Genomic DNA, 21,260 nt, shown 5'->3' with positions numbered 1-21,260 from the left:
TAGTAGTTTTCAGGTTATGCTGCTGTAAAGCTCAAAAAGCATAATATTTTAAAGGAAGCTGCCATGTTTGAATTATCAGCGCGCGCGCAGGATTATATTGAAAGAACTAAAAAATTTATTCGGGATGAAATCGAGCCTGTTGAAACAGCATTCTGGCATGAAGTGCATGAGCTGAATCAGGGCGGTGACTGGACTAAATGGCAGTGGCCGGCGCAGCTGGAAGTTTTGAAAGCCAAAGCCAAAGCCGCTGGACTGTGGAATATGTTCCTGCCCGATGCTGAACTGGGCCAAGGGCTGTCGGTGCAGGAATATGCGCATATTGCAGAACTGTCCGGACGCAGCCTGATTGCGCCGACAGTCTTTAACTGCAATGCGCCGGACAGCGGCAATATGGAAGTTTTATGGCGCTATGGTTCAGAACAGCAGAAAGCACGGTGGCTGCAGCCTTTGCTGGCAGGAAAGATCCGTTCCGTGTTCTGCATGACTGAGCCTGCGGTGGCGTCCAGTGACGCAACCAATATGCAGGCCACGGCGGTTGTTGAGGGCGGTGAAATTGTGCTGAATGGCCGCAAATGGTGGTCATCGGGCCTGGGCGATCCAAACGCAAAAATCATTATTTTCATGGCGCATACGCCGGATGCAACTAAAGACCGCCATCATCAGCATTCTATGGTTCTGGTTCCTGCCGATGCTGCCGGGGTGAAAATTGAACGCATGCTGCCGGTCTTTGGCGATTATGATGCGCCGCATGGCCACGGCGAAATCAGCTTTACTGATGTGCGCGTGCCTGTTTCCAGCTTTATCGGCGGCGCAGGCCAGGGCTTTGAAATTGCGCAGGGCCGCTTAGGGCCGGGGCGCATTCATCACTGCATGCGCTGCATTGGCGCGGCGGAAAAATCATTGGAGCTGATGATTGACCGCGGCATGAGCCGCACTGCATTCGGCAAGGAAATTCTGAAACTCGGCGGCAACTTGGAGCGCGTTGCGGAAGCGCGTGTAGCGATTGATCAGGCGCGCTTACTGACGCTGTATGCAGCCTATAAAATGGATACGCTGGGCAATATGGCGGCCTTGACCGAAATTTCCGCAATTAAAGTGGTTGCGCCCAGCGTACTGGAAAAAGTGGTTGATATGGCGATTCAAATACACGGCGGCGCCGGCGTATCGCGCGATACGCCATTGACCGGCTTCTTTGCGCAGGCGCGCTCGCTGCGCTTGGCGGATGGCCCGGATGAAGTGCATAAAGGCATGATTGCCAAGCTGGAGCTGGCAAAGCGCGGCTACAGCTCGCGCAGCAAAAAGTAATCCTGCCGATCTTATAGCCGTGACTTCAAACCGGGAGTCATGCTATAAGAAAAAGATGCAGTGAATTCATATTAAGCCTTTTTTAGAAAATACAAATTCAGGGTTTTAGGAAGAAATAAAATGTCAGTGATTGATATTGGCGGATCAGTGCGCGAGGGCGAGGAATTAGATGTCCGCGCCGTAGGAAATTGGCTGATTGAGCAGGGTGAAGAGCTTTCAGGCCCGGTAGAAGTCACTCAGTATTCCGGCGGCGCTTCCAACTGGACTTACCGCTTAAAATATGAAAATGCGGATTTAATCTTGCGCCGCCCGCCTAAAGGCACAAAAGCCAAGTCTGCACATGACATGGCGCGTGAATACAATGTGCAGAAAAATCTTGCGCCGTTTTATCCGGTGCTGCCGGAAATGGTGGCCTTATGCCAGGATGAATCGGTCATCGGTTGCGATTTTTATGTGATGAAGCGCGTTGAAGGCATTATTCCGCGCGCCAATCTGCCGAAGAATTTGAATTTCAGTGAAGCGCAGGTGCGCGAGCTGTGCATCAATGTCATCGACAAGCTGATTGAGCTGCATCAGGTGCCGTATCAGGGTACGGCGCTGGAACAGCTGGGCAAGGGCGATGGCTACTGCCGCCGCCAGGTTGAAGGCTGGGATGCGCGCTATGAAAAAGCCAAAACGCTGAATGCGCCTTCATTTAAGCTGGTGCGCAAATGGCTGAAAGACAATATTCCTGCCGACTCTAAAACCTGCATCATTCACAATGACTGGCGCTTTGACAATATCATTTTAAACCCTGAAAACCCGACAGAAGTGATTGGCGTGCTGGACTGGGAAATGGCGACGCTGGGTGATCCTTTAATGGACTTGGGTTCGGCATTGGCCTATTGGGTGGAAGAGCATGACAGCCCAATTTTCAAAGCTACGCGCCGCCAGCCGACCAATTTAAAAGGCATGTTCACACGCAAAGAAGTGGTGGATTATTATCTGCAAAAAACCGGGCTGCAGACTGATAACTGGACCTTTTATGAAGTCTTCGGCATTTTCCGCCTGGCAGTGATTGCGCAGCAGATTTATTACCGCTATTACCACAGGCAAACGAAGAATCCGGCCTTTAAGGATTTCTGGATCGTCATTCATGCGCTGCACATCCGTGCGCTGAAGCTGATTGGCAAGCATAAACTTGAAGCCAATGATGTTGCGCACAAATATATTGTAAAAATGAAGGAAATGTTAGGAAAATGACCACGATTTATCTGATTCGCCACGGGCAGGCTTCATTCGGCGCAGAAAGCTATGACCAGCTTTCTCCCAACGGCGAATTGCAGGCGAAAATTTTAGGTCAGTATTTTGACAGCATTTTGAAAGAAGCGCCCTATGCGGTTGCCGGTTCAATGCGCCGCCATCAGCAGACTGCGGGCATTGCGCTGGAGCAATGCTTTCCTGAAGCCAGCGTGGTGACAGACAGCGCCTGGAATGAGTTCAATCATCAGCAGGTTTTTGCCCAGTATGAACCGCGCTTCAACGAGCCGCATTTGCTCAAAGCTGATGTGGATAAAGAAGACAACCCACGGGCTTATTTGGCTAAAATTTTTGAAGGCGCGATTGAGCGCTGGACCGGCGGCGACTATCACCATGAATATGAAGAGTCATGGCCGCATTTTAAGCGCCGCGTCGAAACCGCCTTGCAGAATCTATGCAATGAGCTGGCCAAAACCCAGCCGCGCTATGCGGTGGTGTTTACTTCCGGCGGCGTCATTTCCGTGGCTGCCGGCAAAATTTTAGGCCTTAGCCCGAATAAAACCTTTGCATTGAACTGGGCGATTGCCAACAGCAGCATGACCACGCTGCGCTTAGTGGGCAATGAGCCGCAGTTACTCAGCCTGAATGAGCATCATTTCATTAAGGCGGAAAATCCTAATTTACTGACATGGATTTGATTTTAGAAAAAATCAAACAGGAAGAAAGGTCATGGCGAAAACAATTTTAATTACCGGCGCAAGTTCAGGCATAGGTGCCGGCATGGCGCGCGAATTTGCCAAAAAAGGCTATAATCTGGCCATCTGCGCGCGGCGCTTGGAGCGTCTGGAAGCGCTGAAGCAGGAACTAGAAAGCCAGTACGGCATTCAGGTGATAGCCAAGACTTTGGATGTGACCGACTATAATCAGGTATTTGAAGTTTTCCGCGCTTTTAAAAAAGACTTCGGCACGATTGACCGGGTAATTGTCAATGCTGGCATTGGCGGCGGACGGCGCATCGGCAAGGGCAGCTTTGACGTGAACCGCGCGACGGTTGAAACCAACTTTATTTCCGCCTTGGCGCAGTGTGAAGCTGCTGTTGAAATTTTCCGCGCGCAGAATTCAGGCCATCTGGTGGTGATTTCCTCGATGAGCGCCATGCGCGGCATGCCTAAGCATTTGACGGCTTACGGCGCCAGCAAAGCCGGCGTGGCGGCCTTGGCGGAAGGCATCCGCGCGGAACTGCTTGATACGCCAATTAAAGTCAGCACTATTTTTCCCGGCTATATCCGTACAGAAATCAATGAAGGCGCCAAAAAACTGCCTTTTGAGGTGGATGAAAAAACCGGTTCGCGCTTATTGGCAGCGGAAATTGAAAAAGCCCCAGTCAAAGCCTATGTGCCGAAATGGCCTTGGCTGCCGCTGGGCTTAGCGATGAAAGTCCTGCCGCTGAAATTAGTCAATAAGCTCGGCTGAGTGTTTAGGCGGATTGCATGTTTCAAAGCTCCGCAAGGAGCTTTTGCTTTTTCGGGATGGCTGCGGAATAGCAAAAGCTGCAAAACACAAGTTTCAGATTTTTTCTGTTCTGGATTTATGTTTTGATTCTATCAAAGCGTAATGAAGGCATGCATGATGAAAGCGGATGACGGTCAAGATCATTATCAATATGAACGGATTGCAGATGCAATTGAATACATTCATAAAAATTTTAAAAATCAGCCAGCGCTGGATGAAATAGCAGCCTCTGTCCATTTAAGCCCGATTCATTTTCAGAAACAGTTCAAGGCGTGGGCCGGCGTCAGTCCGAAAAAATTTCTGCAGTACATCAGCCTGGAATATGCCAAGAATATTTTGGCATCAAAAAAATCCAAAGCGGCGGCAGAGGCGGTTTATGATACCGGGCTGTCCAGTCCCAGCCGGCTGCATGACTTGTTTGTGCAGCTGGAAGGCATGACCCCGGCGGAATATAAAAATCAGGGCAGAAATCTTTCAATTCACTACAGTTTCAGCGCTACGCCGTTTGGCGAGGTCATTATTGCATCGACAGGGAAAGGCATTTGCCATATGGCTTTTGAGCAGGACCGGCACCTTGCGCGCCGGCAGCTTGTTCAGGCCTTTCCCCAAGCTGAATTTATTGAGCAGCTGGATGCTTTGCAGCAAAGCGCTTTAAGCATTTTTTCTGCTTCAAATTCCCTGCCGGAAATCAAGCTGCATTTAAAAGCCACGGCATTTCAGCTGAAAGTTTGGGAAAGCCTGCTGAAAATCCCGCTGGGGCAGCTTTCAAGCTATGGTGAAATTGCTGCGGAGATTGGCCAGCCCAAAGCCGGCCGGGCCGTAGGCACTGCGATTGGCAGCAATCCTGTAGCATTTTTAATCCCTTGCCACCGGGTAATCCGCGCAACAGGCATTATTGGCGGCTATAAATGGGGCGCGCCGCGCAAAACAGCCATCATTGGCTGGGAAGGAGCAAAAGCGCATGAACCTGCCTGATCAAAATAATGCAGTTCAGGGCATGCCGGATGAGCCGCCAAACCTGCTGCCGTATGACGGCATGGTGCAGTATTACGGGCCAATCCTGAACAGCAAAGCTGCCGATGACTTTTTTCAGCTGCTGATGCGGCGTATTGCATGGCAGCATGATGAGGCAGTGATTTTCGGCAAGCGCATTGCCACCAAAAGGAAGGTAGCGTGGTATGGCAATCTGCCCTATGCCTACACCTATTCCAAAACGACCAAATACGCGCTGCCGTGGACAGAAGAGCTGCTGCAGCTGAGGCATTGGGTGGAGCGCTGGACAGGAGAAACGTTCAATTCCTGCCTGCTGAATTTGTATCATGACGGCAGCGAAGGCATGGCGTGGCACAGTGACGGCGAAAAAGACCTGAAACAGAACGGCGCAATTGCCTCGCTCAGCTTAGGCGCCGAACGGCGTTTTCTGTTTAAGCATAAGCAGACTGGGGAAAAAGTTGAGATGCATCTGGAACACGGCAGTCTGCTGCTGATGAAAGATGTAACGCAGAACCACTGGCTGCATCATCTGCCTCTTGCCAAGCGGATCCGGCAGCCGCGCATCAGCTTAACGTTCAGAACCATTGCGGATGCAGGCAAGGCGCCAGTCAGCTATTCCGCAGAATAATGCTTTGCAGCGCGGTTCCAGCTTATTTTGCATTCGTCAATAAGCTGCCGGCCTGATTTAAAATCACTTTTCCGGCCTGTTTCACTGTTAAATTCACTTCCGGCGTTTCACTGGCGCCAATAATATTGCGTTCTACCGTATAGCTGTAGCTGCCGCTTTTAAAATCATAGTGATGATTGCCGCCGCTGCCGTCAAACTGCACAGTGCCTTTATTTAAGACCAGTGCCGGCTTGGCCGATTGCGCCTGTCCCGCTTTCCATGAGGCATAGCGGTACTGCCCATTTTGCAGCTCATCAATGCGTACTGCAAAGCTCTGGGTCGAAAAGCTGAAAACCGGCGCTTTAAAGCTGCGCAAAGAGGGGTGCAGGTTTTGCTTCTGCTGCGCAATCAGCTGTTTCTTCAGCTGCTGTTCGGCCTGACTGCTGTAATTGACCGCAGTGATCTTGCCGTCATTCATCCAGACTTTGCCGCTGTCCAGCATAATGCCGCGCCAGCCGACTGCATCCCACTGGCTGAGCTTGGACTGGGCAATGTCCTGTTTCAGCTGGGCATCAAAGACCTGAGCGAAGCGCTGCTGCATTTCTTTGGCATTTTGAATTGCCGGCAGCGGCGCCTCACGGTTCAATGGATACTGAATGCTTTGCGCAATCGCTTGCGCATTGTTTTGCTTAAACAGCTGGATGATATGCCCAACCTGCTTTTGCTCCGCCGGATTCAAGGCGAAAGCAGGCAGGCTGCTGGCCATCAGCAGGCTGGCGGCCAAAATTCTATTCATCATCGGCAATTCCTTCTATCTTTGTTTTAAGGCTAAGCCTTAGCTTGCAGGCTTGGCCTTTAGCATAGCCAATTTCAGGCCGGGCAACAGGAAAATCGGCAGATTTTTGCGCTGAACCGCGCTTGGCTGCGCCGGCAGGAGCTGTGAAAAAGCAGGGCTGGATCGACTAGATCTGCAAGCCTGCATCGGAAATGCTCAGCAAAGGCATCATGCGGCGCTATTCGGCAAAAAAATGCAGCAGCGCTTCCTGCAGCGTGACCTGCCAAATGGCGTAGGAATGGCCGCCGATATAGCTTTTATACGCGACATCATGGCCTTTGGCCCGCAAGTCGGCCGCGACCGCCGGGGAAGTTTCTAAAATGCTCAGTCCATTATTATTGCGCGAGCTTTCATAGCTGTTGGCGGAAATAAACCAATGCTGCTTCGGCTGATGCGGCTGCGCCCGGATGATTTTGCTCATGCCATTCGGCAGGTCAGTTTCTTGCGCCTGCCACCAGAATGAACCTGAAAGTGGCACCGCATGGCTGATTTCCTGCGGATACTTCAAGGCCAAATAGGCCGAGCTTAAGCCGCCTAAGCTGGAACCCAGCAGCACTGTTTTCCGCTTATTGCGCTCAGCCGGCAAGTGCCGGTCTATCCATGGCAGCAATTCCTGGCCAAAAAATGCAGTAAATTCAGCATTCGGCGTCAGTTCTTTGGGGCGCTGCGCATCATCTGGCGCAGACACAAACACCGCCTGAATGGGCGGCAGCTTGCCTTGGCTGACTAAAATATCCAGAGCTTTCGGCACCTGCAGCAGGTCTGCATACTGCCGGCCGTCAAAGAAAATAGCGGTAACGTAGTCCTGCTTGGGGTTGGTACGTTTGGATTGATAGATTTGAACCGTGCGCTGATTATGCAGCAGCTTGCTGTTCAGGGTATAGCTTTTGACTTCAGGGCTGGCCAAGCCGGGAAAATCCTTCGGATTGGCAAAGGCCGGCGCATTGTCCAGCGCGGTGTAATTTTCATTTCTTAAGCCGGATGCATCACTTAAAGGCAAATAGGTCTGCGGGTTGAAAGGGTCAAGTTTCTGCACCTGCAGCACGGCGCGGCGCTGCGCGCGGGACTCTTTCAGCTCCGGGTTCAAATGCGGGCAGTAATGGGATAAATAGCCTTCAACATTAGGCAAATCTACTGCAAAACTGTAGCTGCCGATAAACCGGCTGTCCACAATAGCTTCTTTAAACCAGATATCTGTATTGGGCAGGCGGGTCAGCCATTCATGATCATTGCTTGGCCCGCCAATCAGGCGAACATTGTGCATGGCGCCGCGCCATAAGAAAATAATCCGGCTGTTTTGCGCGTCAATTTTTTCCGCCAGCGGCGTGCCTTGCTGCGCGATATCCTGCCAGAATTGTTCAATGATTTTAGCGGACTGCTTGGGTTTGGCCTGAAGCAGCTTTAGGCGCCGGCTCTCAGGCTGAACAGATTCGCATGGTGCAGCATAGGCATATTGTTCGGCAGCGGCAGGCGCAGGCTGGGCCAGCAGCTGCGGCGCGGAAAAGGCAAAACCGCTGCTGAACAGCGCAAAACTTATTTTTTTCAGCATGATAAAAGGCAATTCAACAGTGAATATGAAATACAATAAATGATAATCATTATTAAGTGTATCTGCCAGCATAAATGTGAAATATCTATTTTAAAATGCTACGCAATGGTCGCTTCAGTCAATGCATGCGCTGAATCAATCGACTAAACTTTTAAAGACTCCCTTGCTGCGGCACGCCATGATGATTTTAAAAGCAGCCACCCTTGCTTTAATTCCGGCCTTAGTGTTTCAAGGCTTGCGCGTCAAGAAAAACACGCCGCGCTTGCCGGAGCCGGAAGGCATGCGCGAAGGGCAGTCCGGTAGCGGAAAAGCCTTGTCGATTTTAATTGCCGGCGACTCGGCGGCGGCCGGCGTGGGCGTGGCGACGCATGAAGCCGCTTTGCTGGGCGCGGTGCTGAAAGAACTGCAGGCTGATTATGCAGTCAGCTGGAAACTTCACGCAAAAACCGGCGACAGCACGGCGCAGGTCATTGACAGTTTAAATGCGCTTGAAGCGCGCCATTATGATGCCGTTTTGACCTCGGTCGGGGTCAATGATGTGACCAAGTTAATGTCCGCCAAGGCGTGGATTAAGCAGCAGCGGAAATTTTACGGCTTAATTGAAGATAAATTCACGCCGGATTTGATTATTGCTGCCGGTGTGCCGCCGATGCATTTGTTTCCGGCGCTGCCGAACCCGCTGGGCTGGCTGTTTGGGCAATACGCCAAGCAAATGAATAAGCAGCTGGCGCAATTCATTCAGCACAGGCCCGCTATGCAATGGATTGAATATGACCTTAAAAAATATCAGGCGCTGAATCTGGAAATGGCGGCCGACGGCTTTCATCCCAGCAAGGAAATCTACAAAATATGGGCGCAGGAAGCAGCGGCTAAAATCCGCCGGAAGTTTTAAATTCTCCTTTATTTGCTGAAAGCGCTTTTCTGCACATCCGCCTTCCTGATAGTTAGATAGACGCATTCAATGAACCCGCTATGACCGATACTGAACATTCCTCCACTGAGGCTGCAATCGAAACTCATCCTTTGGCGCCGTTTTTGCCTGCCAATGGCAAGCTTTTAATGCTCGGAAGCTTTCCACCGCCGAAAACGCGCTGGAAAATGGATTTTTACTATCCGAATTTTCAGAATGATATGTGGAAAATCTTCGGCCTGTGCTTTTTTCAGGATAAAAACCATTTTTTGGATATTGAAAATAAACGCTTTAAAGAGCAGCAGATCCGCGATTTCCTCAATGCAAAAGGCATCGGAATTTTTGATACGGCCTATCAGGTCATCCGCCTGAAGGGCAATGCGGCGGATAAATTCCTGCAGATTCATACGCCGACGGATTTGAAAATGCTTCTGGAACAAATGCCGGATTGCCGCAGCATTATGACCACGGGCGACAAGGCCACCGATACCCTCATGCTGTCGATGCCTGAAAGCGCGGAAAAACCGGTGATTGGCGCATCCAGCCGGACGCATTTTGCCGGCCGTGATTTAAGCTTATACCGCATGCCGTCTTCATCGCGGGCTTATCCGCTGGCTTTGGAGAAGAAAGCTGAAGCCTACCGCCAGTTATTTGTGGAAATAGGCTTACTTTAAGTAAGATTTAAAAGTCCGGCTGCTTCGGCATCATTTCAGGATACTGCACCCATTTATAGCCATGCACTTTAAAGTCGCGGACATGGGTGACGTCAGACCAGATCTTCCGGCTGCCTTTCGTCCATTGCAGCGCTTTAAGCTGCGCATTCACGCGCGCTGATTCTTCTGCCGCTGCTGGACGCAATGGGCCAATTTCCGCATATAAGCGCACGCCGGGATATCCTGAAATTCGCCTTTAAGCAGCGACTTTAGCCAAAAGAAGCGGCTGCTGTTTACGGCCTGAATGCAGGCTTTGGCGTTTGCCGCCAGATTTTCTTCCAGCGCGCCTGAATAGGCATCAAAAAAGAAACCTGAATAGCCCTGTTCATGCAGAAACAGCGTTCCAATTGGGGTGATGGTCGGCTGCAGCTGCTGATCCACTGTGGCAATTGAGCAATGCATGGCAGCGCGCTGCGCATCGGCAACGACTTTGCGGATATGCTGCCAGTTGTGCAGATTCATTTTTATTCTCCTGTTTTTATTGATTTTTAAGCTTCATTGCATGCGCTTCTATTCGGCCGCAGGCAGACCATTAAGCCGCTCATGCGCAGTCTGGGCTGAACATAGGCGGCTGAAGCTCTGGCCTGCTGCTATTTTAGCTTTATTTTAAACTAAGCGTATTTTTTGGCCATAGCCACGCAGCAGGCTACAGCCAGAGAAACCAGAATCATGCTCAGGCTGATGCGCTCACTGAGCAGCATAGCGGAAAATATCAGGCCTAAAAATGGCTGAATCAGCTGAATTTGGCCAATTCGGGCAATGCCGCCTAAAGCCAGGCCTTTGTACCAGAAAAAGAAGCCAATCAGCATGCTGAACACCGATACATAGAACAGGCCTAAATATGCAGCCGATGGAATGCTGTCCAGCTGCGCAGGCCAATAGATGCAGTTTAATATCAACATAAATGGCAAGGCAATGATCAGCGCCCAGCAGATCACTTGCCAGCCGCCTAAACTGCGGGAAAGCACCGCGCCTTCGGCATAGCCTAATCCGCAGGCGATTACGGCGGCAATCATATAGGCGTCACCGCTGGAAATGCCTTGAGTATCTGACTGATTCAGCATGAAAAACACCACAAAACCGCTGCCCATCAGCGAAAACAGCCAGAACTTCGGGCTGGGCAGCTCCTTGGCGCGCAAAACCGCAAAGACAGCTGTCGCTAAAGGAAGCAAAGCCACAAATATCAGCGAGCGCGCGGAAGTAATGCTTTGCAGCGCCAGCGCGCTGAACAGCGGAAAGCCTGCGACTACACCCAAAGCCACAATAATCAGCGGCCTGATCTGGCTGCGCGCCGGACGCGGCTGCTTGAGCAGCATCAGAAGCATCAGCCCTAAAACAGCCGCGATGGATGCGCGGGCGCCGGTTAAAAACACAGGGCTGAAGCCCTGTACAGCCAAACGCGTTGCAGGCATAGAGCCGGCAAAAATAGCCACGCCGATCAAGCCGTTAAGCCAGCCTGTATTTATGCGGTTCATGTTGAATTCCTATGATCAATGCATAAAAATTTAAGCGCAGTGGAAAGAATAAAACAGATACAGGCCGGTACAATTCAAAAGAACTGTTATGCATTAAATGCCAATACAATTTGCTTTTTCAGGGCTGAGTTAATAAGCTGAAAAAGTTGAATCCCTTAAAAAAGCGGGGCGGTTAGAAGCCAGTGTGATTTATGCCGAAAACTAAAATTGAATGGGTGATGCAGCAGGTTAAAGCGCAAATCGAGCAGAAGACCTTTATTGCGGGCACGCGCGTGCCTTCAGTGCGCCAAAATGCGCAGCAGCTGGGCTGTTCAGTTTCCACCGTGGTTGAAGCCTATGCGCGCTTAGTTTCGGCGGGCATTCTGGAATCCAGAATCGGCGCAGGCTACTTTGTCTGCCGCCCATCTACCGCGTCCGCGCTGCTGGCGGAGCGTGAAATTGCCTATAAAAGAGAGATCGATCCGCTCTGGATTTCCAGACAGTCACTGGAAGCCTCAGATGAAACGCTGAAGCCGGGCTGCGGCTGGCTGCCCAAAGAATGGATGCCGGAACAGGCAATCCGCAAAGCGCTGAAACTGGCAGCAAAATCTGACAGCAGCCTTCTGCTGGACTATTCCATTCCGCATGGGCATGTGCCTTTACGGCGCTATATTGCGCGGCGCAGGGAAATCTATGATGCTGCTTTAAATCTGCAGCAGATTTTAATCACTGACTCGGCAACGCAGTCTATTGATTTGATTTTCAGGCATTTATTAAAGCCGGGTGATATCATCTTAATTGATGACCCGTGCTATTTTAACTTCAAGGCGCTGATTAAAGCCCACGGCTTGAACTCCATTGCCGTGCCTTTTACTAAAAATGGCCCCGATGCGGCATGCTTTAGGGAAGCGCTGCAGCATCGGCCCAAACTGTATTTAACCAATTCGGGCATACACAACCCAACCGGCGCCAGCCTTTCGCTGCAAACGGCTTATCAAATTGCCAAGCTGGCTGAACAGGCGGGCTTATACATTATTGAAGATGAAATATTCAGCGATTTTGAATACCTGCCGGCGCCGCGCTATCTCACCTTGATGGGCCCGCAGCGGGTCATTCAAATCGGCAGTTTTACCAAAACGCTGTCGGCCGCCATCCGCTGCGGCTTTATCGCTGCGCATGAGGAGATGATTGATCAGCTGATTGACCTGAAAATTGCGACGCATTTCAACAGCAGCAGCCTGAACGCGGAAATTATCTATCAGGCGCTGATGGACAGCAGCTATTTAAAGCATATTGAATGGCTGAAAAAACAGCTGCAGAAAGCCATGAATGATGCCGTAAAAAAGCTGGAAGCTTTGAATATTCAGCCCGTGGTTCTGCCTAAGGCGGGAATGTTCCTGTGGTGCAAATTGCCGGAAAATATTGAAGCGCCAAAACTTTCGCAGCTGTGCCTGCACAAGGGCGTTATTCTGGCGCCGGGCAATTCCTTCAGCTCAGCCCGGAATGCAGGGCAGTACATGCGCTTTAATGTGGCGCAATGCATTGATAAAACCGTCTTTGATGTGCTGGCCGAAGCATTGCGGGAAGCGCAGCGGGCGTCGCCGGCATTGAGTTAGCCTGATGCAGGCTTAATCTGTCAGCCGTCATATTCCGCATAGTCCCAAAGGTTCAGCCGGGCTTTAATTTCTTTGCGGATATTCGGCAGCATCGGCAGCAGCGTGCCGTCAATCCATAAGCTCAGCGCCTGAGCGGACAGTTTCTGCTGGGCAGCATCCACCAGCTGCGCGCCTTTCACCAATACCAGCGTTTCGTCACAGGCTGCGGTTTCAATGCCTTTGAACAGGACCTGCAGTTCAAAGCCGGTATCCTGAATGAGCCATTCCAGCTCAATTTGAATATTCTGGCTGGATTTCAATACCGCCTGGCCTTCTAAAATATCGCTGCCGGAAAGGCAGTCATGCTCTACACGCACTTTGGAAAGCGTCCACTGCATGCCGCCTAACTCTTTTAAAGTCTTATGCGAAGTTAGAATATCGCTTAAATTGAACTGGCGGCTTAAATCAAAAAACTGCATTGGAGGGAGATCGCAAAATAGAAAAATAAAGGAAGAAACGCTAAGCGCGTGATTTTAAAGCAATGCGCCAATGCTGTAAAACCTTTGCACCCGCTGATCTTTTTTATGTATAAATGATATTCAAAACTCAATAAGAAGGCCACTATGCAACCGCAGGACATCATCAGCCCTATAGACTTGAAAAATCCGGCCGATGCGCAACAGTGGGCCAATGAGGCGAACTTAAAGCGCCCTTGGCGCGCGGAGATTTTCAGCTTTTATGTCGCCGAAATCCAGCAGCATGCGCCGCATGGGCAGGTTTTGGAATTAGGCGCCGGGCCGGGTGATCTGGCCAGGCATTTGCTGCAAAACTGTCCGGATATTCACTATACCGCATTTGATTTTTCAGCGGCCATACATGCGCTTGCAAAAAGTAAGTTGATTTCTTCTGCGCTGGAAAGAAGCCGGTTTGTGCTGGGCGACTTTAAGCAGGCGGGGTGGGAAAAAAGCTTAGCCGCGGAAGGCGGGATGGATGGCTATGATGCGGTCATCATTCATCAGGCGCTGCATGAGCTGCGGCATAAGCGGCATGCGGCTGCATTTCATCAGGCAGTGAGGCGGCTGCTGAAAAGCGGGGCTGCATACTGGGTTTGCGACCATCTTTATGCGCCGCAGGCCATGCAGAATAATGAACTGTATATGTCTGCAGATGAGCATCTGCAGGCGCTGCGGCAGGCGGGGTTTAAAGAGGTAGCTGCGCTTATGGAAATTAACGGCTTGTGCGTATTTAAATGTAATGGCTGAGTCATTACATCATCCATTCAACCGGCAGGTAGGACACCGCCTTCATGGCGAAGCGCTGAAAACCTGTGGTGTCCGGGTCGGTTTTGTGCTCTTTAACGGAGCCGTCCTGCTGATGATCCAGCCAGATAATTTCATTGCGTTCATTCAGCTTCAGCTGATAGGCAATCTGCGGCAGATACTGGTTTAAGGCTTGAGAAATGTCATTCTGCAGCTGTTCAGATTCAACCACCAAGCCGACTTCTGAATTGAGGCTGGCCGAGCGCGGGTCAAAGTTGAATGAGCCGATAAACACCATGCCGTCAATATCAAAAAATTTGGCATGCAGGCTGGACGCGCTTTTGCCTTTTGCCGGGATGACATTGCCGGTCATCACTTCATACCATGTGCGTTTTTTGCGCTCTATATAAGGCTTGAACTCATACAGCTGCACGCCATTTTTCAGCAAGTCATGCCGGTACTTTTTATAAAATGCATGCACCACGGCCACATCATTGGCGGCGAAAGAGTTGGTCAGCACCCGCACCTTAATCTTGTTCTGCGCCAAGCTTGCAAGATAGTCCGTGCCGCGCCGTGTCGGCACAAAGTAGGCGGAAACCAGCTCTATATGCTGTTTCGGTTCGCCCATAATCCGCAGCATTTGGTTGTAAATCAGCTGCTGACCGCTGGCTTGGCCGCGGATTTTATCCGGGCTGTCGGCCACAAAATGCGCCGGCGCCCAGTTAAAGGCGCGGTGCTTTAAGCTGGCGTCCAGCTGCTGCTGCGCAAATTCAATTTTGTTTTCGACCTTATTCTTTTGAATGGCATCCAGCGCGTATGCTTTGCGCAGGCTGTCCAAATCCGGCTTGGCGCCTGCGCCCAGCAGCTGCGGGACCGCATAGCTTAAATCGTCATTCCAAAAGTCGATGAAGACCGCATTGGCCTGCTGAACCGCCGTACCGTAGAATAAAATATCCAAGTCGGTGAACTGGAAACTGTCGCTGGCATCAAAATATTCACGGCTGATGTTGCGCCCGCCCGTCACCGCAATTGCGCCGTCGGCAATAATCAGCTTGTTATGCATGCGGTGATTGATGCGCTTAAAGCGGAATGCGTAATCAATCGCGCGCAGCTTGCGGAATTTATATGGATTAAACAGCTTGATTTCAAAATTGGGATGCGCGGCCAAAGGCTTCAGCACGCTGTCCAGCTGCGTGCCGTTTTGATCATCAATCAGCAGGCGGACTTTTACCCCGCGGTCAGCAGCCTTTAAAAGCTCCTGCAGCATCATGTGGCCAATATAATCGTCTTTCCAGATGTAATACTGCAGGTCTATGCTGCGCTGCGCATTGCGGATCAGATGCACGCGTGAGGCAATGCTCATAAAGGCGTCATCCAGCGCCAAATAGGCGGTCAGGCCCTGCGCCAGCTGCGTTTCCGCGCTGTTTCCATTCAGCCAGTGCCCGGCATGGATTTGAGCGGGAGATTCCGGTTTAGATTCATTCATAGGCAAACTGCACCCCGTGAGCGGCAATAACATTAAGGCAAATGAAACAGCTTGAATCGGTAAGCGGATCTGCATATTGATATTATGGCCATCCAAAAATGATATGGCCATAATATCATCATGTTAAAGGTTGAATCATGCAATAAAAAGAGGTTACTGTAGATCATCTGTTAACTGCTCACCTAGCCAACAAAGGATATTCACCGCATGAAATCTCGCGCAGCTGTCGCATTTGCTCCCGGCCAGCCTCTGGAAATTGTGGAAATTGATGTTGCGCCGCCGAAAGCCGGCGAAGTGCTGGTCAAAATCAGCCACACCGGCGTTTGCCATACCGATGCTTTCACTTTATCCGGCGATGATCCGGAAGGCGTATTTCCCGCGGTGCTGGGCCATGAAGGCGCCGGCGTTGTAGTGGAAGTCGGTGAGGGCGTAACCAGCGTCAAGCCGGGCGATCATGTGATTCCGCTGTATACGGCGGAATGCGGCGAATGCCTGTTCTGCACATCCGGCAAAACCAATCTGTGCGTCGCTGTCCGCGCCACGCAGGGCAAAGGCTTAATGCCGGACGGCACCACGCGCTTTTCCTATAAGGGCCAGCCAATTTACCACTATATGGGCTGTTCCACTTTCTCTGAATATACCGTTGTTGCTGAAGTTTCCCTGGCGAAAATCAACCCGGAAGCCAACCATGAGCAGGTCTGCCTGCTGGGCTGCGGCGTCACCACCGGCCTGGGCGCAGTAAAAAATACCGCAAAAGTTCAGGAAGGCGACAGCGTTGCCGTATTTGGCTTGGGCGGCATTGGCCTGGCGGTGGTGCAGGGTGCGAAAAAAGCCAAAGCGGGCCGCATTATTGCCGTAGACACCAACCCGGAAAAATTCAAGCTGGCTGAGCAATTCGGCGCAACAGACTTTGTCAATCCGAAAGACCATGAGCGTCCGGTGCAGGAAGTGATTGTGGAAATGACCGGCTGGGGCGTAGACCATTCATTTGAATGCATCGGCAATACCAGCGTGATGCGTTCTGCGCTGGAATGCGCGCACCGCGGCTGGGGCCAGTCAGTGATTATTGGCGTGGCGGGCGCCGGTCAGGAAATTTCGACCCGCCCATTCCAATTGGTGACGGGCCGCACATGGAAAGGCACCGCATTCGGCGGCGTCAAAGGCCGTTCGCAGCTGCCGGGCATGGTGGAAGAAGCCATGAAAGGCGACATTCAGCTTGAGCCTTTTGTCACCCATACCATGGGGCTGGATAAAATCAATGAAGCCTTTGATTTAATGCATGCAGGCGAGTCGATCCGCTCTGTGGTGCATTTTGAAGGCTGATTGAAAACCTGCTGGAAAAATTGAGGTGAATAGAAACCAGGCTCCGGCTTGGTTTTTTAATGCCTGACTGTTTTAGGCAGCATCCTGAACGATGAAGCGCAAGATGCATGGCAGATTTTCTTCTGCATAAAGCGTCACTCCGCAGATCAGCATATTGGCCAAACATGACATTTTGTCTGACAGAAAATGCTAAAAATTCAGAAAAGACGAATTATGTCCCGTATTGACATAGCTTCAAAATGGGCCGCGCACTATCTTGGCATCACAATAAAAAACACTTGTATATTATCTACAGATTTTTTTGAGAGGGCCGCATGCAGAGCAATACAGAATATAAGCCGGAGTGGATCCGCGAAGATTTTATTGATTTCATTGCTGAAAAATTTGACTCAATTTGGGCATGGAAAAGAATTAAAGCTGAAATTATCGATGTTCAAGCATTAAGCTCTGACTTTATTCAGCTGCAGCTGCGCCCCAATCAAAATTTTAAAGTTCAGGATTATCAGGCAGGGCAAAGCATTTTGCTGACCGCGCTTATTGGCGGCGTGCGCCATCAGCGCAGCTATTCAATTGTTGATATTTCAGATCAGGGGCAAATTGCGGTTGCTGTAAAGAAGCAGGGCGCGGTATCAAATGCCTTAACAGCCTTGAGGCCGGGCGCTGTGGTGGAAATTTCCCAGCCGCAGGGCGAATTTGTCCTGAAGCCATTGGCTAAGGCCAGGCTGCTGTTGGCTTCCGGCAGCGGCATTACGGCAATTTACGCCTTATTGGCGGCGCACCTGCGCCAAAGCCAGAAGCCGATTGACCTGATTTATTTCACGCGGGACGGTGCCTACGCCGCTGAAATTCAAGCTTTGGCAGCACAGCACCCGTATTTTAAGTTTCACTTAATCAATACGCTGCAGCAAAAACTGCATGCAGATGCCGCGCTCTTAGAACAGCGGGTTCCAGATTTTAAAAGCCGCGACTGCTATGCCTGCGGCGCTTCAGCCATGATGCAGAGCGTTCAGCAGCTCTATGCGCAGCTGGATTTAACTGAGCAGCTGCATACCGAGTATTTTCAAATACCTGCAGATGAAAGCCTTGCGTCGCAGCCGGTGAAATTCCTGCGCGCGCAGCGGGAATTTCAAGCCAAAAGCAATTTGCTGGAAAGCGCTGAACTGGCCGGATTAAAGCCCACGCATGGCTGCCGCATGGGCATTTGCAATAGCTGCTCATGCACCAAGGTTCAGGGTTCGGTAAAAAATATGCTCACAGGTGAAATTGACAGCCGGAACAATGCGCAAATTAAACTATGCATTTCTCAAGCCATCAGTCCAGTCGTGATTAATCTATAAAAAATGCAGGGCAGAAAAAAATGAATAAACCCGTTAATTTAAATGAAAACAGCAAGGCGCATTATTTAAGCTCAGATCAGCTCGAAGAGCTGGGCGCCAGAATTGAAGCCGTCCGCCGTGAAATTATGCACAGCCTGAATGAAAAAGACGCGCAGTATATTTATAAGATCCGCAATTTTGTCCGCTATAGCGAAATTGCTTCACGCGGCCTGCTGATGTTTGCCGGCTGGCTGCCGCCAGCATGGCTGCTGGGTACAGGCCTGCTGGGCATTTCCAAAATTGTGGAAAATATGGAACTGGGCCATAACGTGATGCACGGCCAGTTTGACTGGCTGAATGACCCGGCCTTAAATGGCGCCAATTATGACTGGGATACCATCGCAACGGGCGATGACTGGAAATATACCCATAACTATATTCACCATACTTATACCAATATTGTCGGCATGGATCATGATGTCGGCTATGGCCTGATCCGCGTCAGTGAGTCGCAGCCGTGGGAGCCGCGCTTTTTATTCAATATTCCTTTGGCTGCGCAGCTGATGCTGCTGTTTGAATGGTATGTCGGCATTCAGAATTTGCATCTGGAAGATATTTTCGCCTATAAAACCAAGAGCTGGCGCGATGTGTGGAAGGAATCATCCAAAGTTCGCATGAAAATGAAGCGCCAAGTGCTGAAAGACTATGTGTTTTTTCCAATCATCGCCGGGCCTAATGCCATTCCTGTATTTGCCGGCAATGCCGCAGCGAATGTGATCCGCAGCCTATGGGCGTCGGCCGTGATCTTTAACGGCCATTTCACTGAAGATGCAGAAACCTTTGAAATGGACAATACGGAGCATGAAAGCCGCGCAGAATGGTACTTGCGCCAAATCCGCGGTTCAAGCAACTTTTCCGGCACCGCATGGCTGCATATTTTAAGCGGCAATTTAAGCCATCAAATTGAGCATCATTTATTTCCCGACATGCCTGCAAACCGTTATGCGGAAGCTGCGCCAAAAATTAAAGCGCTGTGCGCGGAATACGGCATCCGCTACAACGAAGCCAGCTTTATCAAGCAGTTTGCCGGCGTCTGGGTGCGCTTAGCGAAGTGCTCATTGCCGAATGACTGGAAAGCGGAGGCAAAGCTTTCTGAGGCGAAGGCAGCAGAGCTGCTGCGCAAATTTAAATTTTAAAGCTGCAGGCAAGCCGCAGGGAGCCGTCAAATGCCAGCCAGCGCTGCGCTGGCTGGCATTTGCGTTTTTAAAGCAGCAAGCATTGGCCCGGACTATTTGGCTTATTTGCTTAAATGGATTGATTCAGCAATGCCGCAGCTTTCTGCAAATGCAGGATCATGCGACACTAAAATTACAGCGCCTTGATATTGCCGGATGGCAGCGGCAAGCAGGTCGCGCGACTCAATATCCAAATGGTTTTCCGGTTCGTCTAAGAGCAGCAATTCAATATTCTGCGGCCAGTGGCTCAGCGCCAATAGCGCAATTTTCAGCTTTTCGCCGCCGCTCAGCCGGGATAGCGGATGCAGCGCCTTATCGCCGCGGATGCGCAGCTGGCCCAGCAGATTGCGCCATTCAGTTTCAGACAGGGCTGGATTCAGCGCATGCAGATTGCCTAGCGCAGTCAGCTCCGGATTAAGAAAGCTGAAGTGCTGATCTAAATACAGCAGCTGCGCGCCTAAGTGAATATTGGGGTTTTTCAATTCAGCCTGCTGCTGCAGCATGTTCAGAAAAACCGATTTTCCAGCGCCGTTGGCGCCTTGCAAATGAATTTTTTCACCGGCCTGCAGCGCAAAATGCAGCGGCGCAGCTTGGCCATAAGGCAAATGCAGTTCAGTGACCCGCAGAATTTCACCTGTTTTGACGGCCTGATGCTGAAACTGGAATTGCTGCGCTTTCAGCTGCTCCATTTGAAGCTGCGATGCGGTTAATCCGCTTTGCAGGCTGCTGATGCGCTTCTGCTGCTGCTTTTGCACGGCGCCAAGGCTCTGGCCAGCCTGTTCCTTTTTAAAGTCCAGCAGAATAGGCGCTTGCGAGTTTGATGCGCGGAGCTGCTTTCCGCTGCGCTCGCGTTTTTGCGCTTTCATTAAGGATTCATGCTGTTTGATTTTCAACTGCTTCAGCTCGCGCTTTTGCTGATCGGCGCGGCGTTCCAGCGCAGAGAGCTGCTGTTCAGCGTGCAGGGCATAATCGTCATAATTGCCGGCAATGTGCTGCAGGCCATGTTCATTTAAGGCGTAAATATGCTGCGCTTCATGCAGCAGCGTCCGGTCATGGCTGATGATCAGCGCGCCTGCCGGATGCGCTTTTAAGCATGCAATCAGCCATTGCCGTGAGCCGGCATCTAAGTGGCTGCTTGGCTCATCCAGCAGCAAATAGTGATCGGGCTGGAGAAATAGCGCGCACAGCGCCAGCCTGGTTTTCTGGCCTTCACTTAAAAACTGCACTGGAAAATTCAAGTCTGCCGGCAAATCGGCAGCTGCTAATTGCGCTTGCCAAAGCGCAGGGAGGTGCCAGTGATTTTCCGCCCGGTCAAAATCTGCAAAACCGCCACAGCCGGCATTTATGCGTTCAAAGGCCTGGTGCAGTTCTAAGACGCCAAGCGCGCCCGCAATGGTTTCAGCATTCAAGCGCTGCAGCTGCGCTAAATAGGCATGGGGCATTTGCCATGAAATTTTGCCGCCGCAAGGCAAAGCCGGAGATGTCTGCCCATGCAGCAGCCGTATCAGCATGGATTTGCCTTGCCCGTTGCGGCCGATTAGGGCGGAAATTTGCTGCTGCGGCAATGCAAACTGCAGCTGCTGGAATAGTACTCTGTCTGGAAACGCCAAACTGAGCTGAGAAATAATACATGCCTGCTGCGTCATAGGGAACCTCGCGGCTGCAGGATGCACAAAAAAGTATAAGTATTTGAAAAATATTTGCTATTTATTTTTCCGCGCTGAAGCATACTATTTTGCGCATCAAAAAATGAGAAAAGGTGTTCAGTTTTTTGATGGTTGAATAGCAGTTACTTCATTGGCGGATACTCGGTTTAATTCAGGTCTAATTAAAATTATGCGGAAGGAAAAGCAGTTTGATGAATTCTACATGCAGCCGGTTTTTTGATCAACCTTTTATGCGCAGGCATTATGTGAATGATGAATAGAT

General features: G+C 50.8%; 19 protein-coding genes and 1 pseudogene. 13 read left to right on the top strand and 7 right to left on the bottom strand.

The window, feature by feature from the left end:
* Positions 1 to 63 precede the first annotated feature (63 nt).
* The 6 genes from BEN74_RS02520 to BEN74_RS02495 all read left to right on the top strand — a co-directional run bounded on the left by BEN74_RS02520 (position 64) and on the right by BEN74_RS02495 (position 5,677).
* Complete coding sequence (locus tag BEN74_RS02520; RefSeq protein WP_068910132.1) at positions 64 to 1,305, top strand: acyl-CoA dehydrogenase family protein; 1,242 nt, start codon at positions 64 to 66, stop codon at positions 1,303 to 1,305.
* 120 nt (positions 1,306 to 1,425) lie between these two features.
* Positions 1,426 to 2,547 (top strand): phosphotransferase family protein, encoded by a 1,122-nt coding sequence (locus BEN74_RS02515; RefSeq protein ID WP_068910135.1) that lies wholly within the window; start codon positions 1,426 to 1,428, stop codon positions 2,545 to 2,547.
* Positions 2,544 to 3,242, top strand: a complete 699-nt coding sequence (locus BEN74_RS02510; RefSeq protein WP_068910137.1) for a histidine phosphatase family protein — start codon at positions 2,544 to 2,546, stop codon at positions 3,240 to 3,242. The genes BEN74_RS02515 and BEN74_RS02510 overlap by 4 nt, the downstream gene beginning before the upstream one ends.
* Before the next feature lie 31 nt (positions 3,243 to 3,273).
* The gene (locus BEN74_RS02505; protein ID WP_068910139.1) at positions 3,274 to 4,017 is read left to right on the top strand and encodes an SDR family oxidoreductase; all 744 of its coding nucleotides are present in this window, start codon (positions 3,274 to 3,276) and stop codon (positions 4,015 to 4,017) included.
* 153 nt (positions 4,018 to 4,170) lie between these two features.
* Positions 4,171 to 5,031: a methylated-DNA--[protein]-cysteine S-methyltransferase gene (locus tag BEN74_RS02500; RefSeq protein ID WP_416240766.1), complete on the top strand. Its 861-nt coding sequence runs from the start codon at positions 4,171 to 4,173 to the stop codon at positions 5,029 to 5,031.
* Complete coding sequence (locus BEN74_RS02495) at positions 5,018 to 5,677, top strand: alpha-ketoglutarate-dependent dioxygenase AlkB family protein (RefSeq protein ID WP_068910142.1); 660 nt, start codon at positions 5,018 to 5,020, stop codon at positions 5,675 to 5,677. The genes BEN74_RS02500 and BEN74_RS02495 overlap by 14 nt, the downstream gene beginning before the upstream one ends.
* A gap of 22 nt (positions 5,678 to 5,699) precedes the next feature.
* On the opposite strand, the gene BEN74_RS02490 is transcribed toward BEN74_RS02495, so the two are convergent.
* Positions 5,700 to 6,455, bottom strand: a complete 756-nt coding sequence (locus BEN74_RS02490) for a hypothetical protein (RefSeq protein ID WP_068910143.1) — start codon at positions 6,453 to 6,455, stop codon at positions 5,700 to 5,702.
* A gap of 214 nt (positions 6,456 to 6,669) precedes the next feature.
* Complete coding sequence (locus BEN74_RS02485; RefSeq protein ID WP_086374362.1) at positions 6,670 to 8,040, bottom strand: alpha/beta hydrolase-fold protein; 1,371 nt, start codon at positions 8,038 to 8,040, stop codon at positions 6,670 to 6,672.
* 181 nt (positions 8,041 to 8,221) lie between these two features.
* Here BEN74_RS02485 and BEN74_RS02480 point away from each other — a divergent pair, with 181 nt between their 5' ends.
* Together BEN74_RS02480 and BEN74_RS02475 are read left to right on the top strand one after the other, a co-directional pair.
* The gene (locus BEN74_RS02480; protein WP_068910202.1) at positions 8,222 to 8,932 is read left to right on the top strand and encodes an SGNH/GDSL hydrolase family protein; all 711 of its coding nucleotides are present in this window, start codon (positions 8,222 to 8,224) and stop codon (positions 8,930 to 8,932) included.
* A gap of 80 nt (positions 8,933 to 9,012) precedes the next feature.
* Positions 9,013 to 9,624, top strand: a complete 612-nt coding sequence (locus tag BEN74_RS02475; protein WP_068910146.1) for a DNA glycosylase — start codon at positions 9,013 to 9,015, stop codon at positions 9,622 to 9,624.
* Between the two features lie 7 nt (positions 9,625 to 9,631).
* Here the strand turns inward: BEN74_RS02475 and BEN74_RS02470 are convergent.
* Together BEN74_RS02470 and BEN74_RS02465 are read right to left on the bottom strand one after the other, a co-directional pair.
* Positions 9,632 to 10,125, bottom strand: a pseudogene (locus tag BEN74_RS02470) (pyridoxamine 5'-phosphate oxidase family protein).
* Positions 10,126 to 10,274: 149 nt separating this feature from the next.
* Complete coding sequence (locus BEN74_RS02465; protein ID WP_068910147.1) at positions 10,275 to 11,138, bottom strand: DMT family transporter; 864 nt, start codon at positions 11,136 to 11,138, stop codon at positions 10,275 to 10,277.
* 191 nt (positions 11,139 to 11,329) lie between these two features.
* Here BEN74_RS02465 and BEN74_RS02460 point away from each other — a divergent pair, with 191 nt between their 5' ends.
* Complete coding sequence (locus BEN74_RS02460) at positions 11,330 to 12,733, top strand: PLP-dependent aminotransferase family protein (RefSeq protein WP_068910149.1); 1,404 nt, start codon at positions 11,330 to 11,332, stop codon at positions 12,731 to 12,733.
* 20 nt (positions 12,734 to 12,753) lie between these two features.
* Here the strand turns inward: BEN74_RS02460 and BEN74_RS02455 are convergent, their stop codons facing one another.
* Positions 12,754 to 13,191 carry a hypothetical protein gene (locus BEN74_RS02455; protein ID WP_068910151.1) on the bottom strand — a complete coding sequence of 146 codons (438 nt, stop codon included), beginning with the start codon at positions 13,189 to 13,191 and terminating at the stop codon, positions 12,754 to 12,756.
* A 144-nt stretch (positions 13,192 to 13,335) separates the two neighbouring features.
* Between BEN74_RS02455 and BEN74_RS02450 the strand changes: the two genes are divergently transcribed.
* Positions 13,336 to 13,974, top strand: coding sequence for a class I SAM-dependent methyltransferase (locus BEN74_RS02450; protein ID WP_068910154.1), 639 nt, complete (start codon positions 13,336 to 13,338; stop codon positions 13,972 to 13,974).
* Between the two features lie 4 nt (positions 13,975 to 13,978).
* Here BEN74_RS02450 and BEN74_RS02445 read toward each other — a convergent pair whose 3' ends face one another.
* The gene (locus BEN74_RS02445) at positions 13,979 to 15,532 is read right to left on the bottom strand and encodes a phospholipase D family protein (protein WP_068910204.1); all 1,554 of its coding nucleotides are present in this window, start codon (positions 15,530 to 15,532) and stop codon (positions 13,979 to 13,981) included.
* A gap of 132 nt (positions 15,533 to 15,664) precedes the next feature.
* Between BEN74_RS02445 and BEN74_RS02440 the strand changes: the two genes are divergently transcribed.
* From BEN74_RS02440 to BEN74_RS02430, 3 genes are all read left to right on the top strand, one after another.
* Entirely contained in the window at positions 15,665 to 16,780 is a 1,116-nt protein-coding gene (locus BEN74_RS02440; protein ID WP_068910156.1) for an S-(hydroxymethyl)glutathione dehydrogenase/class III alcohol dehydrogenase, read from the top strand.
* A gap of 314 nt (positions 16,781 to 17,094) precedes the next feature.
* Positions 17,095 to 18,117, top strand: a complete 1,023-nt coding sequence (locus BEN74_RS02435; RefSeq protein ID WP_068910158.1) for a ferredoxin reductase — start codon at positions 17,095 to 17,097, stop codon at positions 18,115 to 18,117.
* 20 nt (positions 18,118 to 18,137) lie between these two features.
* On the top strand, positions 18,138 to 19,292 hold the full coding sequence (locus tag BEN74_RS02430; protein WP_068910160.1) for a fatty acid desaturase family protein: 1,155 nt from the start codon (positions 18,138 to 18,140) through the stop codon (positions 19,290 to 19,292).
* Positions 19,293 to 19,393: 101 nt separating this feature from the next.
* Here BEN74_RS02430 and BEN74_RS02425 read toward each other — a convergent pair whose 3' ends face one another.
* A complete protein-coding gene (locus BEN74_RS02425; RefSeq protein WP_068910162.1) occupies positions 19,394 to 20,977 on the bottom strand; it encodes an ATP-binding cassette domain-containing protein in 1,584 nt (527 codons plus the stop codon).
* Positions 20,978 to 21,260 lie beyond the last annotated feature (283 nt).

This window comes from Acinetobacter sp. WCHAc010034 (assembly GCF_001696615.3).
Classification (GTDB): domain Bacteria; phylum Pseudomonadota; class Gammaproteobacteria; order Pseudomonadales; family Moraxellaceae; genus Acinetobacter.
The sequence above is the reverse complement of the archived record's forward strand: the minus strand, read 5'-3'. Positions and strand labels throughout refer to the sequence as shown.

Coding starts and splice junctions, on each gene's coding strand:
- BEN74_RS02520 (WP_068910132.1), top strand. CDS start 64: ATGTTTGAATTATCAGCGCGCGCGCAGGATTATATTGAAAGAACTAAA.
- BEN74_RS02515 (WP_068910135.1), top strand. CDS start 1,426: ATGTCAGTGATTGATATTGGCGGATCAGTGCGCGAGGGCGAGGAATTA.
- BEN74_RS02510 (WP_068910137.1), top strand. CDS start 2,544: ATGACCACGATTTATCTGATTCGCCACGGGCAGGCTTCATTCGGCGCA.
- BEN74_RS02505 (WP_068910139.1), top strand. CDS start 3,274: ATGGCGAAAACAATTTTAATTACCGGCGCAAGTTCAGGCATAGGTGCC.
- BEN74_RS02500 (WP_416240766.1), top strand. CDS start 4,171: ATGATGAAAGCGGATGACGGTCAAGATCATTATCAATATGAACGGATT.
- BEN74_RS02495 (WP_068910142.1), top strand. CDS start 5,018: ATGAACCTGCCTGATCAAAATAATGCAGTTCAGGGCATGCCGGATGAG.
- BEN74_RS02490 (WP_068910143.1), bottom strand. CDS start 6,455: ATGATGAATAGAATTTTGGCCGCCAGCCTGCTGATGGCCAGCAGCCTG.
- BEN74_RS02485 (WP_086374362.1), bottom strand. CDS start 8,040: ATGCTGAAAAAAATAAGTTTTGCGCTGTTCAGCAGCGGTTTTGCCTTT.
- BEN74_RS02480 (WP_068910202.1), top strand. CDS start 8,222: ATGATTTTAAAAGCAGCCACCCTTGCTTTAATTCCGGCCTTAGTGTTT.
- BEN74_RS02475 (WP_068910146.1), top strand. CDS start 9,013: ATGACCGATACTGAACATTCCTCCACTGAGGCTGCAATCGAAACTCAT.
- BEN74_RS02465 (WP_068910147.1), bottom strand. CDS start 11,138: ATGAACCGCATAAATACAGGCTGGCTTAACGGCTTGATCGGCGTGGCT.
- BEN74_RS02460 (WP_068910149.1), top strand. CDS start 11,330: ATGCCGAAAACTAAAATTGAATGGGTGATGCAGCAGGTTAAAGCGCAA.
- BEN74_RS02455 (WP_068910151.1), bottom strand. CDS start 13,191: ATGCAGTTTTTTGATTTAAGCCGCCAGTTCAATTTAAGCGATATTCTA.
- BEN74_RS02450 (WP_068910154.1), top strand. CDS start 13,336: ATGCAACCGCAGGACATCATCAGCCCTATAGACTTGAAAAATCCGGCC.
- BEN74_RS02445 (WP_068910204.1), bottom strand. CDS start 15,532: ATGCAGATCCGCTTACCGATTCAAGCTGTTTCATTTGCCTTAATGTTA.
- BEN74_RS02440 (WP_068910156.1), top strand. CDS start 15,665: ATGAAATCTCGCGCAGCTGTCGCATTTGCTCCCGGCCAGCCTCTGGAA.
- BEN74_RS02435 (WP_068910158.1), top strand. CDS start 17,095: ATGCAGAGCAATACAGAATATAAGCCGGAGTGGATCCGCGAAGATTTT.
- BEN74_RS02430 (WP_068910160.1), top strand. CDS start 18,138: ATGAATAAACCCGTTAATTTAAATGAAAACAGCAAGGCGCATTATTTA.
- BEN74_RS02425 (WP_068910162.1), bottom strand. CDS start 20,977: ATGACGCAGCAGGCATGTATTATTTCTCAGCTCAGTTTGGCGTTTCCA.